11 protein-coding genes are annotated in these 15,501 nt (G+C 40.7%); 8 read left to right on the forward strand and 3 right to left on the reverse strand.

The window, feature by feature from the left end; genetic code table 11:
* Nucleotides 1–5: 5 nt before the first annotated feature.
* The 3 genes from R7127_RS17640 to R7127_RS17650 are packed head-to-tail and all read left to right on the forward strand — an operon-like array spanning nt 6 to nt 3,196.
* Nucleotides 6–1,364: an L-serine ammonia-lyase gene (locus R7127_RS17640; RefSeq protein WP_318142083.1), complete on the forward strand. Its 1,359-nt coding sequence runs from the start codon at nt 6–8 to the stop codon at nt 1,362–1,364.
* A 33-nt stretch (nt 1,365–1,397) separates the two neighbouring features.
* Nucleotides 1,398–2,825, forward strand: coding sequence for a recombinase family protein (locus R7127_RS17645; RefSeq protein WP_318142082.1), 1,428 nt, complete (start codon nt 1,398–1,400; stop codon nt 2,823–2,825).
* Between the two features lie 50 nt (nt 2,826–2,875).
* Complete coding sequence (locus tag R7127_RS17650) at nt 2,876–3,196, forward strand: hypothetical protein (protein WP_318142081.1); 321 nt, start codon at nt 2,876–2,878, stop codon at nt 3,194–3,196.
* A gap of 142 nt (nt 3,197–3,338) precedes the next feature.
* Here R7127_RS17650 and R7127_RS17655 read toward each other — a convergent pair whose 3' ends face one another.
* The 3 genes from R7127_RS17655 to glgX form a co-directional block, all read right to left on the reverse strand.
* A complete protein-coding gene (locus tag R7127_RS17655; RefSeq protein ID WP_282175365.1) occupies nt 3,339–3,641 on the reverse strand; it encodes a hypothetical protein in 303 nt (100 codons plus the stop codon).
* Nucleotides 3,642–4,520: 879 nt separating this feature from the next.
* Nucleotides 4,521–6,059: a hypothetical protein gene (locus R7127_RS17660; protein ID WP_318142080.1), complete on the reverse strand. Its 1,539-nt coding sequence runs from the start codon at nt 6,057–6,059 to the stop codon at nt 4,521–4,523.
* Nucleotides 6,060–6,491: 432 nt separating this feature from the next.
* On the reverse strand, nt 6,492–8,483 hold the full coding sequence (glgX, locus tag R7127_RS17665) for a glycogen debranching protein GlgX (protein ID WP_318142079.1): 1,992 nt from the start codon (nt 8,481–8,483) through the stop codon (nt 6,492–6,494).
* Between the two features lie 446 nt (nt 8,484–8,929).
* Here glgX and lamB point away from each other — a divergent pair, with 446 nt between their 5' ends.
* The 5 genes from lamB to R7127_RS17690 all read left to right on the forward strand — a co-directional run bounded on the left by lamB (nt 8,930) and on the right by R7127_RS17690 (nt 15,501).
* Nucleotides 8,930–10,150, forward strand: coding sequence for a maltoporin LamB (gene lamB / locus R7127_RS17670; RefSeq protein ID WP_053307973.1), 1,221 nt, complete (start codon nt 8,930–8,932; stop codon nt 10,148–10,150).
* A gap of 156 nt (nt 10,151–10,306) precedes the next feature.
* On the forward strand, nt 10,307–11,137 hold the full coding sequence (locus R7127_RS17675) for a MalM family protein (protein ID WP_053307972.1): 831 nt from the start codon (nt 10,307–10,309) through the stop codon (nt 11,135–11,137).
* 163 nt (nt 11,138–11,300) lie between these two features.
* Complete coding sequence (locus tag R7127_RS17680) at nt 11,301–11,819, forward strand: glycosidase (RefSeq protein WP_225452420.1); 519 nt, start codon at nt 11,301–11,303, stop codon at nt 11,817–11,819.
* A 120-nt stretch (nt 11,820–11,939) separates the two neighbouring features.
* On the forward strand, nt 11,940–13,553 hold the full coding sequence (locus R7127_RS17685) for an alpha-amylase family glycosyl hydrolase (RefSeq protein WP_047102415.1): 1,614 nt from the start codon (nt 11,940–11,942) through the stop codon (nt 13,551–13,553).
* A 331-nt stretch (nt 13,554–13,884) separates the two neighbouring features.
* Nucleotides 13,885–15,501, forward strand: coding sequence for an endonuclease (locus R7127_RS17690; protein WP_172563946.1), 1,617 nt, complete (start codon nt 13,885–13,887; stop codon nt 15,499–15,501).

The raw sequence follows: 15,501 nt of genomic DNA on the forward strand, positions 1-15,501 counted from the left end.
AGTTTATGCTGTCCATCTTTGATATTTACAAGATTGGTGTGGGTCCTTCTAGCTCTCACACCAATGGTCCAATGATCGCGGGTTACCACTTCACTCGTTTGATTGAATCGAACTTGGCAAAAGTGGTTCGTATTCAAGTCGATTTATACGGCTCACTCTCGTTAACAGGGATTGGTCACCATACTGACCGTGCAACGATTTTGGGTCTGTTGGGTAACAAACCAGATACCATCAAAATCGCTTCTGCGAATAAAGCGATGCGCAAGGCGATTGAAGAGGGCATGATGTCTGTCGATGGCCGTCATGAAATCGAATTCAACTACAAAACGGACATGTTGTTCCATGAAGAGAACCTTCCTCTGCATGAGAATGGCATGACGATTACTGCGTTAGATGCGCACGGCTATCAGGTTGGGTTTGAAACTTACTACTCTATCGGTGGTGGGTTCATTGCAACGGCGGATGAACTGCAAAATGGCAGTGCGACTGCTCCCGTAGAAGTTGAGTTCCCATTCTCCAGTGCGGACGAAATGTTGGCGCAGGCAGAGAATAACGGCATGAGCCTTGGCGGCATGATTCTGAAAAACGAACAAGCGTTTCAGGATATGGAAGCCATCAATCAACGCGCAGAACAGATCTGGCGTGTGATGACGCGTTGCATGGAGCGTGGTTTCGAAACAGAAGGTATCTTGGATGGCGGCTTGAACGTGACCCGCCGTGCGCCTAACTTGCTGAAGAAGCTTGAAGCAAATGAAGCAATCGAAAACGATCCGATGGAAATCATGGATTGGATTAACCTGTTTGCTTTTGCTGTGAGTGAAGAAAACGCTGCTGGTGGACAAGTCGTAACGTCGCCAACTAATGGTGCGGCGGGTGTGATTCCTGCGGTATTGATGTACTATCATCGCTTCATCAAAGAGCTTGATACTAAACAGCTTAAAGACTTCCTTGCTGTATCTGGTGCGATTGGCATCTTGTACAAAACCAATGCGTCTATCTCGGGTGCCGAAGTGGGTTGTCAGGGCGAAGTCGGTGTTTCTTCTTCTATGGCGGCAGCTGGCTTGACCGCGCTGCGTGGTGGTAGTAATGAGCAAATTTGTATTGCGGCCGAGATCGCCATGGAGCACTCACTAGGCATGACTTGTGACCCAATTGGTGGCTTAGTGCAAGTACCGTGTATTGAGCGTAATGCAATGGGTGCAATGAAAGCGATCAATGCATCTCGCATGGCACTAAAGCGTAATAGTAAATGTTTGATCTCGTTGGATAAGGTGATTGAAACCATGTACCAAACGGGCAAGGACATGAACAAGAAATACCGCGAGACGTCACAGGGTGGGTTAGCTTTGATAAACATATGTTAATATCACTACTCAAATGGATTTTATGGTAGTGATATGAAAAAAGCATACTCATACATACGTTACTCTTCCCCTCAACAAGCAAGCGGTGATAGCTATCGCCGCCAACTGGCGGCTACACAAGCCTATTGTGATGCCAATGGCTACGAGCTTGATACTGAGCTATCCATTTACAAAGAACTTGGTGTAAGTGGATTCAAGGGCGACCAAGAGCATTTAAAGCAATTTATCAATGATTGTGAAACGGGAAAGGTTAAGAAAGGGAGCTTGCTTGTAGTCGAAAACCTTGATCGGCTTTCTCGACAAGCGATTAATGTCGCTATGCGACAATTTCTGAGTCTTCTCGAATACGTTGATATTTACACCTTACAAGACAAGAAACACTATTCGAACAATGACGGGCGAGATAGTGAAAACCAACTATTAGACATAATGACAAGCCTTATCATTATGTCGAGAGCGCACGAAGAAAGCCTCACGAAGCAAAAAAGATTAAAAGAATCTTGGGCTAACCAACGAAAAAACGCACATAAAATTAAGATGAGTGGTTGTTATCCTCATTGGTTGGTGCGATCTGACGATAAAACCGAGTTTTACGTCAAAGAAGACCGAGCACAAATCATCGTAGATATGTTTGATATGTGCATAAACGGACTTGGGGCAACTCAAATAGTTCGCTCTTTAAACAATAATATTGAGAAATATCCCCCACCATCTACAAAAAAGGAGTTTTGGGTTAGATCAACCGTGAAAAGGTTGCTGTCTGATCGAAGGTTGTTAGGTGAACACCAACTTTATAAAGGGCATCACGCCAAGCGTGAGCCTGTTGGAGAGCCGATCAAAGACTATTTTCCACAAGTCATTGACGAAAAGACGTTTGTTAATGCGCAAATTTCACTAAAATCACGAAAGATCGGAGCGGGAAAAGTAAAAGCGGATTCTTTTTCAAATATTTTTCGTGGTTTTTTACGTTGTGGTCATTGTGATTCGCCTGTTGAATATGTCAACAAAGCCGCTAAACAAGCCTCTACGCTGTATTTGACTTGTAGTAATGCAAAGCGTGGCGGTGACTGTAATCACTCAAAGCACTATCGTTATTTGCCGTTAGAGCATATGTTAATTCATTTATCTACCGCTAACGGTTTCCTTCCAAAACCTGAAAAACCAAGTGATTTAGAACAACAATTAGAAATCATAAAAGAAAAGAAAGAACAAGCAAATAAAAAGCTTTCTGTGCTGCTTGAAAAAAACTTTACTGCACCTATCATACTGGAAAAAATCGAAGAATTAACAAATGATGTAGAACAATATAGTTATCAAATAGCTGAAATTGAAGATAAATTACTATCTATAAAGCCTGATTATACATATGAAGATCTGTATCATGACGCTGTTTTAGAAAGCGATCTACTCAAAAAATTCTCAAATAGATCCATGTTTAATAGCTATCTACGAAAAAAATAGATAGTGCTTACCTGTATTCAATTGGTTTATTTCCTTGTATAGCGTTTAAAATGAATAACAAGAGCGTCCATGTGCTTGTTTTAGACGAGCGTTATAATTTTGGGGGCTGTTCCTTGCCTAATGAAAAAGACAAGCTAATAAGGCTAAATGGTGAAGAAATAGAGGCTATTGATGAAATGATTTGGAAAATGTTTGGTAATGCAATTGATTTTATCAATGGTATTGATGAGGAAAATGAGGAACTAAATAAAATAATAAGGAAAATAAGTCTATTGATGAGTAAGTTTATTATGGATAATAAAAATAAAGAGCTAATATCTGAGTTTAATTCTTTTTTGAATACCTCGATTGAAAAAAGTTATCAAAATTGACAACTTTAATTAGTTGTCTTTTTAAAAATCCCCGCACCTGTCCCGCAAGAACCTTCGAAAACCTTGTAGGACGGTGTTAGAAAACAATGTAACATATATTATTGTCTTTATTTCCTTAAATTAAGTTATCAAAAATGACAACTTAAAAGGGAGCTAATGGCAAGAATGTTATTTTCGTCTTATTAGTTTCTTTTGTCTTCCTTTCGAAATCAACAAACTTCGCTTCTTTGAGTTTTTTTAAGCATCGTGAAAAATTTGTTTTATTCATTCCGTTAAATAGATGCTCAATATCTGAATATTTGGTGAAAGATACGCTATTGCTGTATTCTTCTTTTTGTTTTAACAATGTGTAATAAACAAATAAATCACTTTTTGAAAGATCACACATAAAAAACTCTTCCATCATTCCTAATAAATCTTCTATTTGTATATTTTGATTTTGCATATTTTCTCCTTTGTCTATGAGAATAATATAACACAAAAAATAAGTTATCAATATAGATAACAAAAAAAGGTTCGAACGGACCAAAATTGATAACAAGCATCTGTGTAAGTGATTTTTTCTATAATATAATTGAACTACAGTATTATGAGAAAATATCTTAAGATTTATATTTAAGGGAATGCGTTAGCATTCTATTGGGGACCCGATGCAGCAAACCGAGTCCCTATGCATTTCACTAAAAAAAACTATACTTTTAGTAGTGATTTGCATATATCGGATTGCAGCTTCAGGTAACTCATGGGAACCCTTCGCAGGTCTTAATCATTTGCTAAACGTTAAGACATTGGAAACTATTCAGACTTAGCTTTGTCTGCCACCGCACCCTTTCCAACCACTCATATTGTTTTAATTAACCCTGTTTATGACTACTTTTAAAGTCGAGCATCTGGGTAGTACACCTCTCGCCTGTTGCTTTATTCTAATTAAAACGAGTGTCCTCGTAGGTTGTCTATTGACGGTAATCCTTGTTATAGACTGAAGCAGCTCATCCCAAAACATCTTTATTTCCAAAATGAACCGTATTGCTGATTTTTACAAGAGTTAAAACAAAAAAAGCATAACTCTTGTTGAATTATGCTGGCCAGATTTATAAATAATCTCATTTTTTTACTCTTATGTCTTGCAAGTTTTGAGAGACGTGGTAAAACAATAAATGAGATTATCGAGCGTGTCCAAACATTCAACAATCTTATTAAGGGCTTAGTTTATTTCGAAGCCCTTTTTACTTCTAATAATAAAGCTATCATGTATATTTTAATTGTCAAATCGCAACATTAGTGTATTACTACCGCCTCGCTATCGCTCCTTATCTTTATTCGTTCAGCGTCTCATTTTATTGTTTCTACGTGATTTTTTAGTTTCGTGATAATCAATTTGTTTTTCTGCAGTTAATTCGTTATTAACGCTTTCACTAATCAATTTAGATATATCTTCATCTTGTTGTTCAATGTCATTATGATAATCAACCGCTTCATTTCTGGCTTTAATGTCATTTGTTTTTGCATATTGATAAAGATTTGAAAAATATTTAATAATCTCATCTTTTCTGGTTTTAATTCCTTCGCTCAATCTATCAAGAAAACTTTTTTGACTATCTATTGTTTTATTATTAGCATCAATATCAACTTTCTGCTCTTTAATAACTTCAAAATTAGCATTAACCATTTTATTTGTTTCTTCAAAATTCCCTTGCGCTTTTTCATTCTCTAATGCAAGTTTATTTTGTAAGTTATATTCACGATCTGATGATTTTCTCTTTTTGTCCAAAAACTTTTTAGAATCATCTTGTTTTTCTTCTGGACTTCTTTTTTCAACAGTAAAATCATATTCTAATTTTTCAAGGCAATCGTGAAAAATATTAAAAACTTTTGTCTGATATAATTCACCAAATGTTTTAACCTCTTCCTTTGAGAGTTCGGAATATCGTTTATTTTTTGGTAAAAGATTGTGGTGGTCATTATCTCTAATTCTATTCAGCAATTGATTTTGAATGTCAAAAGCACCTGTTTTTTTGTTTTTGCCACTTAAACGGCAATGAACATGATTTGATAATTCATCGGTATGCACCGTAGAATATATCAAATCAAAATCTGGATATAACTGCTTTTTTACAAATTCAGCAACTTTCAAAAAATGCTCTGGTTTAATATTAGCATTCCATTGGTCTGGTATTTTAAAAACAAGCTCTTTTGTAATTACTGATAAATTAATATTTCTGCTTGTTGTCCCTACCAAATCATTCAAATTATCTATTGATTGAACAGCTTTTCCTTTGTAACTTCCGCCTGTTAACGCTCTTTTTTTGTCATTAAAACGTTTAACTGACTTACCAAATGATTGTAATTCATTTGCTAAATCTTCACCGTTTAACGCTTCACTGCCTAATCTTTCGTGAATGTTTTGCCAAAATTCACGCTCGTTTTGCTCTGCCTTTGGATTTTCTGACCATTTCTTAATCTTTGATTTTAGCAATGTTCTGTCTTGGATCAGCTCCGCTTTTCTCTGGTTGGATAGAGAAACGTTCTGGTCGTTCTGGTTGGCCGTATCTACAAAATCCCTTTTCAGTGCATCACAGATTGATTTAACAAGCTTGTAGTTCGTTTCTCCGTTCATTGGATCGGCTCGTTCGCCATCGATGACCAGTAGATTGTTTTTTGTTTTGGAGTGGATCACGTTTTTATTATCTGGATCTGCTCTGAGGTTATGTTTGTCACTTGCATTTCTAATTCCGTCTGAATGACCTAATTCGGAAATAGAACTATGATATAATCTTGCAACTCGTTTGGATGATTCTGTCATATTATTTTTTTCTCCAGCTTGGGTGAACTTGTTCACCATTTTTTGATTAAACTTTTTCAAAGTTTACCAACACGATATATCACTTTCTCAAACGAAGTTTGAAAAGTGCTATATTGTACTCGTTGGTAGTTGGCTTATCGCACTTTTTTAAAATCTCTTAATTAAAGTTTTATCATTGAAAAAACATAATGCAAAAAAGTTAATAAAATTATGGCGCTGAAAAATGAAAAATAAGGACTGACGAAGAATGAGGAAGGAACATTTTTTATTTTGGCTGGTTGGGTTGAGAAAGGAGAGGAAATCACATTACTGATGGGGAAGACAGAGACACTGTAGAGTGTCTCTTTTTTGTTCTCAAATCTATAGTAGTGTTATTGACACAAGTTTATTCACCTAGCGGCGCCTTGCGAATAATGAGTTAGGCACATCTAACCAACAAAAAAGCCGAAGCACTGAGATGCATCGGCTTTCCTTTTTTGGAACGTTTATAATTTAGCTATGCGTTTGCTCAACTTTTGGTGTGCTTTGGTTTGGTTGATAGTGCAAAATCACCATCGAGGTGGGTGACAGCAAGACTTCGCCTTCAGCATGTCCTGGGTTGAGGTTACGTACGTTTGTATCACAGATCGTCACCCACTCTTGCTTTCGCTCATTGGGGAGCTTAAAGCGAGCTGTGGCGTTAGTTTGGTTGATGAGGTAGACCAGCTCTTGTCCTTCTTTACCGATACCAAGGTGAAGTGCGACAGAGCTTAAACGGTTCCAATCATCGTGCTCCATTAAGCGACCGTCTGTACGGCGCCAGAAAATACGGTTGTTATTGCGATTCTCGCCACTGAAAGCTCGGATAAATGGCACCATGTATTGATTTCGGTTGGCGACCATTTGTGACATCCATGCTTTGAAATGTTGCTTACGTTCTGTCTCTTCCCAGTTCAGCCAACTGGTTTCGTTATCTTGGCAATAGGCATTATTGTTACCGCCTTGGGTGTGAGACAGAACATCAGCAGTGAGAATGTGTGGGATACCGAAGGCAAACAGCAAGCTAGCAATAAGGTTGCGTTTTTGCTTCTCACGCGTGGCGATGATCATCAGATTTTCCGTCTCGCCCTCAACACCGTAGTTTTCTGAACGATTGTCACCGTGACCGTCGCGATTTTCTTCGCCATTGGCTTCGTTATGTTTGTGCTTGTAAGACACTAAATCTTGCAGTGTGAAGCCATCGTGATACGTGATGTAATTTACGGTGAGTTTGTATGGCCAGTTCGCTGCACTATAAATGTCACGAGAGCCCATTAATCGAGTGGCAAACTCTTTTAAATAGCCTTGATCACCGCGCCAAAAACTGCGGGAAATATCACGCAGTTTGTCATTACATTCGTTCCAACCAAATGGAAAGTTACCCACTTGGTAGCCATTTGGACCAATATCCCAAGGTTCGGCAATCAATTTGGTTTCACGCAAAATTGGGTCTTGCGCAACGGCTTTAAAGAAAGCGGCTTCTGGGTTGTAATCATCGCCCTGTCGACCTAACGTTGCAGCCAAGTCAAAACGGAAGCCATCGACTTTAAATTCGCTAACCCAGTAGCGCAATGTATCCATCACAAGGTTTAAGGCTGGTTGGTAGGTGAGATCCACTGTATTTCCGCAGCCAGTGTAATTGGCGAAGTGGTTGCCATGTTTGATGTAAAAACAGGAGTCGAGGGCTTTCAGGTTGAAAATTGTAGGCCCTTCACCACCTTCAGCAGTGTGGTTGTAAACCACGTCGAGAATCACCTCAATGCCGTTTTTATGCAATTCGCGAATTGTTGTTTTTAATTCCGTAACGGCGTCTTGTTCTGCGTAGCGCGGATCGGGCACCATAAAGAGATAAGGGTTGTATCCCCAATAATTGACCTTTTCCATCTCTAGTAGATGAGGCTCATGCATGCATGCTGCGACAGGTAGCAATTGCAGCGTGTTGATGTTTTGCTGTTTGTAAAAGGCCAGCATTTCAGGTGATGCAAGACCTAAATAGCGCCCCTTCAGCTTGTCCTCAACCTCTGGGTGGCGTTGGGTAAGCCCTTTGACGTGCGTCTCAAACAATACCATCTTTTCTCTGGGTATACGCGGGTGATCCGTGTTTTGCCAGTCAAAATCATCTTCGATAACGACGCACTTCGGCATATCGAAACTTTTGGCTGGAGAGTAGGGAGGGTGATAGTGGAGGGCTTTATCTATTGATTTTGCGTACGGATCAGAAATTAACAGTGGCTCGTCCTTGTGGGAGACAAGGTAACCGTATTTTTGCCCCGGCTTAATATCTGGAATAAAAGTATGACGTATGCCAGCGTATTCATTCGGTAAACCGTGAAGCTCGTAGCTGCCATCGTCTGCAAACAATGCCAGTTGAATGTCTTTTACGCCTGGAGCATGAATAGAGAAGTTACAGCCTTCTTTATTCAATGTTGCGCCCAGGGGGTAGGGGCGAGAGAGAAGTCGTGTCATCGGAGATACTTTATTTAATATTTATTGCTACCTTTAGGAAACTATAAGTTAAAAACTTTGTCTTACTAAGGTCAACCACCCTAAATATAAAAATATTCGTGTAATTTAATTACTTTATGTGACGGCTTAGAGTCAAAAATATGAAATGGCTATCACTTTGTAGCGGCTCAAAACCGAACAAACTTACTAATTCCTCCCTAGATTGGTGATCTGACTCGAAAAAACACCATTCGGTAAATTTTCTACTCCCTTCTCATCCCCCTTAAATTAGTTTAGGGCGGAGGAAGTCATCCTTGTACGCCTCGGGTAATCTCACAACTGTTGAAACAAACGGGGATTCGTTCCCATCTTACCTCTCTTTCTTTAGGTGTGTTTTTACTGCCTATATTCACCTAAAAGAGTGAGCAGGGAAGACAGAATTATAAATACCCTTAATGGAGTTAAGAATGAAAAAAGTAAGTGTAATTGCTGCTGCTGTTGCTGCAACTTTAGCTGCTGGTTCTGCGTTTGCAGTGGATTTTAACGGTTACATGCGCGCTGGTACTGGTATCAGCGGTAATGGTAATGGTGACCTTGCTGTAAACAAATTTGGTATTGGTCGTCTGGGTAACGAAGACGATAACTACTCTGAGTTTGGTTTGGCGGAAGAGTTGAAAATGGGTGACCAGACTTGGCGTATCGAATCTATGATTGCTTCTGGTGCTCCTGGTGCGAATGGTTGGGAAGATGCTGATTTTAACGTTGCTCAGTTTGCTGTAAAAGCTAAAGGTCTGATTGCTTCTGATAAAGACGCAACTATGTGGGCTGGTAAAACTTACTACCAGCGTAAAGATATCCACATCACTGATTTCTATTTCCTAAACACTTCTGGTACTGGTGGTGGTATCGAAAACCTCTCAGTAGGCAACCAAAAACTATCTCTAGCATTGATTCAAGATGGTGAAACTTCAGATTCAACGGGTTACATCTTTGATGCTCGTTTAGCGAACATCGGCCTTTGGGATAATGCTGCTCTTGAGTTGGCTGTTGCTTACAACTTTGCGACAGATTCTAACGATGCAAAAGAAGAAGCGGATGACGGCGTATTGGCGTCTGCGATTATCCATCAAGGTATGAGTAACGGTTTTAACCAAACAGTATTTCAATACGGTACAAATGGTTACGGTGTTCAAGCTGCTAACTTCTGGGGATCTGGTGCTTATTACGCGCGAGGTACAGAGGCATTTAATGATGCATCAGGCTTCCGTTTGATCAACTGGGGTGTAATGAACCTAGCTGAGAACTGGGAAATGGGTCACCAACTTGCTTACCTATCAGGTAGCGACATTGGTGGTCAAGCTGCTGGCGCTTACACAGGTAAAAACTTCGATATTGATCAATATTCTGTAGTTGTTCGTCCTATGTACAAGTGGAACGATACAATGCGCACAGTATTCGAAGCGGGTTACAACTCTGGTGAGAAAATCGCAGATAGTGGCCTAGCAAAAGAAGATTTTGGTAATGCTAAATTCACAGTTGCTCAAGCTTGGGCTATGGGTGACAGCTTCTGGGCTCGTCCAGAACTACGTGTATACGGAACTTACTTGCTAGATACTGAAAATGACAATGCGTTCAACGGTGACGATACAGAGTTCGTATTTGGTGTTCAAGCTGAGGCTTGGTGGTAATCAAATAAACTCTTAGTTATCTAGCTGTCCTAGTCAAATAGCCGACATCAGTCGGCTATTTTTCTAAGGGTTATTGAAAAGTTAGACGTTTCATTAAAGTCACTCTAAGATGCTTTAGTGCCAAAACCTTTAGAAAAATAACTAGAAGGAAAAAGTATGTACTTCCGTGCCCTCATGTTAAGTGGATGTGTAGCGCTTGCTGGCTGCCAATCCACTGAAGTTATCGAACAAGTTCAAGTTGCTCAAATGCAACAAGTTGACACACTCTCTGAACTTCAATCGGTAAAAATGAAGCTTCCTAGCTCTGCCATTATTGATATCACTGCTCAAAGCCAAGTTCTGAAGTATCAGAATATCGATAGCCGTGTCGCTGTGTTTGAGCTTCCAGCAGATCGTGGTGAGTTTGCTATTAAAATCACCAGTCTAATCGAAGAGACGGCTTTTGTACCAAGAGCAGTTATTGTCGATAAAAATGGTAGAGAGCTCGAAAATTATGATAAAACTGAATTTGAGTACAAAAAACCTCGCCTGCATCTTGGTAATCGCTTGGCTGCCGAAAAAGACTTTTTCCCCCCAACGGGATTAGATTCTGTTTATCTTATTATTTATACAGATAAAGCCGACCTTGGCGGGTTTACCGAAGTGATTCACCCCGCGCGTTTGGACGCTGAGGGGAGAGGTAACTACTTACCAGAAGTAAAAGATATTCCAATTCCTAACAGTGATACAGGTAAGATTGAAGTCTCGATTGACCGTGTGAGTTTCTTCTCAATCGGAACATCAAGTAATGAACCAGCGGCGGCTCCAATTGCGGCTAAGGCGGTTGAATCAGTACAGCCTGAAACACAAACTTACTACCACAACGCAATTAAAGCGGCCGTAAAAGCAGATGATATCCCTAAAGCTCTGAGCTTACTTGATGAAGCAAAAGCGTTAGGAATTGAAGGTGCGCAAGAAGTATTTGTAAAAGCAGTTAATAGTAAATAGATAATTTTAAAAAGCCGGCTAAGATAGTCGGCTTTTTTATTACGCATTTAGTTATCTTTTTCACATATTATATTATTCCTATTTAAAATTTATTTTATTTCGATCCATAATATATATGTTCTAATTTAATTAGTACTTGGTCTAATAAAAATAAGGATATAACGTGAAAAAAATAATTATAAATACAGCATGTACTTTAGCTGCTGTGTCTATCTTGTCTGCTTGCTCGTCCACATCATCAGAAAATACAACCCAAGGTGAAGTAAATAATGCGGTTGCGTTTACGAGCACGCAGATTGATATAATGACAAATTGTAGTTTGCCGGATTCAGCCGAATCTGGCCCATTGTCTAAAGACATTTTTGTTGTAGGTAGTTTCCCAAATGCAGATTGGAAGCACACTGCCGAGCGCAAGCTGACCTATAAGGGGAACAATGTCTATCAAGTGATTACCGATGAAATTTCAGGTAATTATAAAATGCAGTATGCCGCTGAACAATGGAAACCACAGTTTACTGCCAAAGGTAAAAAATTATCGGTCGGACAATTAAATGAACTGACTTACGGTGGTTACGGTACAGATACAAAACTAGAAATTAAAGAGCCTGGTAAATATCTTTGGAGTTTAGAATTTACAGATGATGGCTCACCTTATTCAATTATGGTAAATAAGTGCCAATAATATTCCATTCAATTATTTAAAATCTATTTTTATTTATTAACCCCTGCATGAAACACATGTCGGGGTTAATTTTATTACTCAAATTTCCGTAGTTTATTTGAGTAAGTTAGGGAGAATAAAATGCGTAATATCCTACGTAACCATCGCCTGTCTCGATCGTTGCTTGCGTTAAGTGTGATTGGTGCTTTATCTGCGTGTAATTCTTCTGGTGGTGGCGACACTAATAGCAGCACTCCGCTACCGGATACCAGTTATGCTTGCCAAGCCAATGTCATGGCGCAAAGTAACCAACTTCGTACTTATCAAATCATGGTAGAGAGTTTTGTGGATGGTGATGCGAGCATTGGTCACGGTACAGGTTATGGCACCAGCCATCATAACGGCGATTTGCAAGGAGTGATTGATTCACTCGATTACATCCAAGATTTAGGGATGAACGCGATTTGGTTGACGCCAGTTTTTGAATCGGAAGCGATAGCGGGCCAAGAACACTGGGCCGATCGTCTGGATGCCACGGGCTACTTTGCAACGGATTACTTCACCATTGATCCACGTTTTGGTGATTTAGAAACGGCGAGAACCTTGGTCGAGGAAGCACACAAACGCGGCTTATACGTGTTTTTTGATGGTGTATTTGGTCATCACAAAGATGGTTTGATCAAACCATCTCCTTCCGGTTTGTTGCCATCGGGATCGAGCAATCCCGTTGATTACCCGGCCAGTCTCGATTTCTACAAAGAAGTGGCAACGTATTGGATCAAAGAACTGAAGATTGACGGCTGGCGTTTAGATCAAGCCTATCAAGTTCCGACAGACGCTTGGACACAACTTCGTAAAGCCGTCGATGAAGCCTCACAAAGTGTGACGTACACCAATAGCAAAGGCGAACAAGTGAATCCGTTGGGCTATATGGTGGCAGAGATTTGGAAAGGGGAGTCTGAAATCGCGAATGAGGCGTATGGATCGAACAGCGATCCAGCATTGTGCTCTGCGTTTGACTTCCCTATGCGATATCGCATCGTTGAAACTTTGGCCGTGAATGAGAGCGGCGTGGGTGGTCGCGGTGCGGATTGGTTAGACAACGGCTACAGCACACACAACCAATATCCAACACATGCGCAGCCGAATTTGATGATCGGCAACCATGATTTAGTGCGCTTTGGTGACTTGTTACAGCGCGGAAACTTGGCGGATGTGAATGATGCAGAATATTGGTTACGCCATAAAGCCGCGTTTGCTTTCCAAGCGGCGTACACCGGGCCAATCACGTTGTACTACGGTGATGAAATCGGGGATCAAGTGGATGGTTTTGCCGCAAAAGAAGACAACAGCACCTGCGCCATTCAAGGTTTGTGCGATGATCACGTTGCGCGCAGTAGTGCGAAAATTGAAGGCGTGACGGCGACGCTTGATGCAAACCAAGCCGATCTCAAATCTTATGTGACATCGCTGATGACAATGCGCGATGCGCATCCTGCACTTTATCAAGGGTCACGCACGAATTTAGTTGCGAGTAACGGCAGTTATGTGGACTTGAAACAATCTGGTTCGGACAAAGTCTTGTTTGCGCTAAATACCTTAGAGAGCGCTAGAAGCGTCACTCTTACTCAGGAGAGTGTTGGTACTGGTGAGTTGGTGGATTTGCTCACGAATGAAAAAATTACTCCGAGTAATGGTCAATATCAGATTCTGATGTCGCCACTACAAGGACGATTCTTTGCGGTAAAACCTTAAGGAATTATCCAGAATTGATGCTCACCAGTTGAGCTGACCACAAGCTTTCTTATAAACAAGCCAAGTGTTGTTGCTGACCTCCATAGGCTCACACTTGGCTTTTTTCTGTCTGTTTTACTTTTCCCTTAATGGTTTTACGACGATGTAGCCAACAAGTTGCTTCGCTTTTTGTATTGGCATTTGTTTTCAGCAGATGGATATTTGTGAGATAAGCTGCACATTAAAAAGTAAATTAACACTTGTGCAACGTAAAAATGTGACTGAAGGATTACTTATGCCCCGCTAATATGTTTATCGTGTTTGGGATTTATATAACTAATGGAAAAGTATAATGAAATCCATAACGAACTCCCTCTGTCTCCTTGTTGCTGCTAGCTCTCCGTTTGCATATAGCCAAATTATCAACGGTGACTTTGAACAGTGGAATGGCAATGTACCTACGCAGTGGTCAGAGATTGACGCGGGCATTACAGTGTCGCCAAGCAGCGAGCAAATCAAATCGGGTGGTCTGGCTGCCCAGGTCGTCGTGAATACAGGTACCCAAAGCAACACCGACTTTTTGCAAACCATTAATGTGGAGCAAGGGAAAACCTATCCGTTTTCTGTCTCGGTTTATCATACCGAAGGAAATGTAAAAGCACGTCTGGTGGTTGATGGTTATCACAATTACTCGAACCCACAACAGATAAACCAGTGGCAAGAGCTCGTGCACAATTACACAGCGAGCTCGAACAAGACCATCAACGTCGGTTTGCGTTTTTACGATGAAGCCAGTTTTGATGGCTCAGAAGTTGTCTACGTCGATAATTTTCAACCGACCGAGACAAGTACACAACCTCCTGTAGAAAGTTGTAGTGATCACCAAGTGGTCTTGACTCTCACAACCGATAATTATGGTTCAGAAACTAGCTGGACGTTAAAAAACAACCAAGCTGAAGTACTGTTTTCTGGTCAGGGATATGAGTCAGCAATCACCATTGAAAAGAGCATGTGCTTAGCTGACGGTAACTACCAATTCACGATTCAAGACGAGTATGGTGACGGCATTTGTTGTGGCAGTGGCGCGGGGTCGTACACGCTGACTGAGGGAGATAAGACTCTTGCTTCTGGCGCTGAATTCTCGAAAAGTGAAACCACCGATTTTACGTTAGGTGACTCAACCACGACCCCACCAGTGGTTGATGGTTACTATCAAGCGGCATCTGGTAAGACGGGATACGCTCTAAAAACAGCGTTGTTTAACATTATCAATAATCACTCCAGCCGAGGCTATTCTGCGGTCTGGACCTTGGTAAAAGATGCCGATATTGATCGTTATTACGAAAATGATGGCTCTATTCTCGATATGTATTCTGAAAAGCCATCTGCTAGCGATACAGTAAGCTTTACCAAAGTCACAGACCAATGTGGCCAATACAAAACGGAAGGGGATTGCTACAACCGTGAGCACTCTTTTCCGAAAAGCTGGTTTGGCGGTAAGGTTGAGCCGATGAACTCAGACGGTCATCACTTGTTTGCAACCGATGGTTATGTAAACGCGAAGCGCAGTAATTGGCCATTTGGTGAAGTGGGCACCGCGACCTACGTGTCTAGTAATGGCTCTAAACTTGGCCAAGCAAGTACTAGTCTGGGCTACTCCGGTACGGTGTTTGAGCCGATCGATGAGTTTAAAGGCGATTTTGCTCGTGCCTATTTCTACATGGCAACCCGCTATGAAAATATTGTAGGTAACTGGGAAGGCAATTCAAGCAATGCGGATGCTGTCCTTGATGGTTCAAGTTCAACGGTTTTTGAACCTTGGATGTTAAACATGCTTAAGCGTTGGCACAAAAATGATCCCGTTAGTGAAAAAGAACGAAACCGCAATCAACAAGTGTTTGATTTTCAGGGCAATCGTAATCCATTCATTGATCATCCTGAGTTTGTTGAACAGATTTGGGGAAACTAA

The sequence above is a fragment of the Vibrio sp. 1159 genome (assembly GCF_033340395.1).
Lineage (GTDB): Bacteria > Pseudomonadota > Gammaproteobacteria > Enterobacterales > Vibrionaceae > Vibrio > Vibrio alginolyticus.

Bases quoted from the DNA above. Each gene is read 5' to 3' on its own strand.
- R7127_RS17640 (WP_318142083.1), top strand. From the start codon at position 6: ATGCTGTCCATCTTTGATATTTACAAGATTGGTGTGGGTCCTTCTAGC.
- R7127_RS17645 (WP_318142082.1), top strand. From the start codon at position 1,398: ATGAAAAAAGCATACTCATACATACGTTACTCTTCCCCTCAACAAGCA.
- R7127_RS17650 (WP_318142081.1), top strand. From the start codon at position 2,876: ATGAATAACAAGAGCGTCCATGTGCTTGTTTTAGACGAGCGTTATAAT.
- R7127_RS17655 (WP_282175365.1), bottom strand. From the start codon at position 3,641: ATGCAAAATCAAAATATACAAATAGAAGATTTATTAGGAATGATGGAA.
- glgX (WP_318142079.1), bottom strand. From the start codon at position 8,483: ATGACACGACTTCTCTCTCGCCCCTACCCCCTGGGCGCAACATTGAAT.
- lamB (WP_053307973.1), top strand. From the start codon at position 8,930: ATGAAAAAAGTAAGTGTAATTGCTGCTGCTGTTGCTGCAACTTTAGCT.
- R7127_RS17675 (WP_053307972.1), top strand. From the start codon at position 10,307: ATGTACTTCCGTGCCCTCATGTTAAGTGGATGTGTAGCGCTTGCTGGC.
- R7127_RS17685 (WP_047102415.1), top strand. From the start codon at position 11,940: ATGCGTAATATCCTACGTAACCATCGCCTGTCTCGATCGTTGCTTGCG.
- R7127_RS17690 (WP_172563946.1), top strand. From the start codon at position 13,885: ATGAAATCCATAACGAACTCCCTCTGTCTCCTTGTTGCTGCTAGCTCT.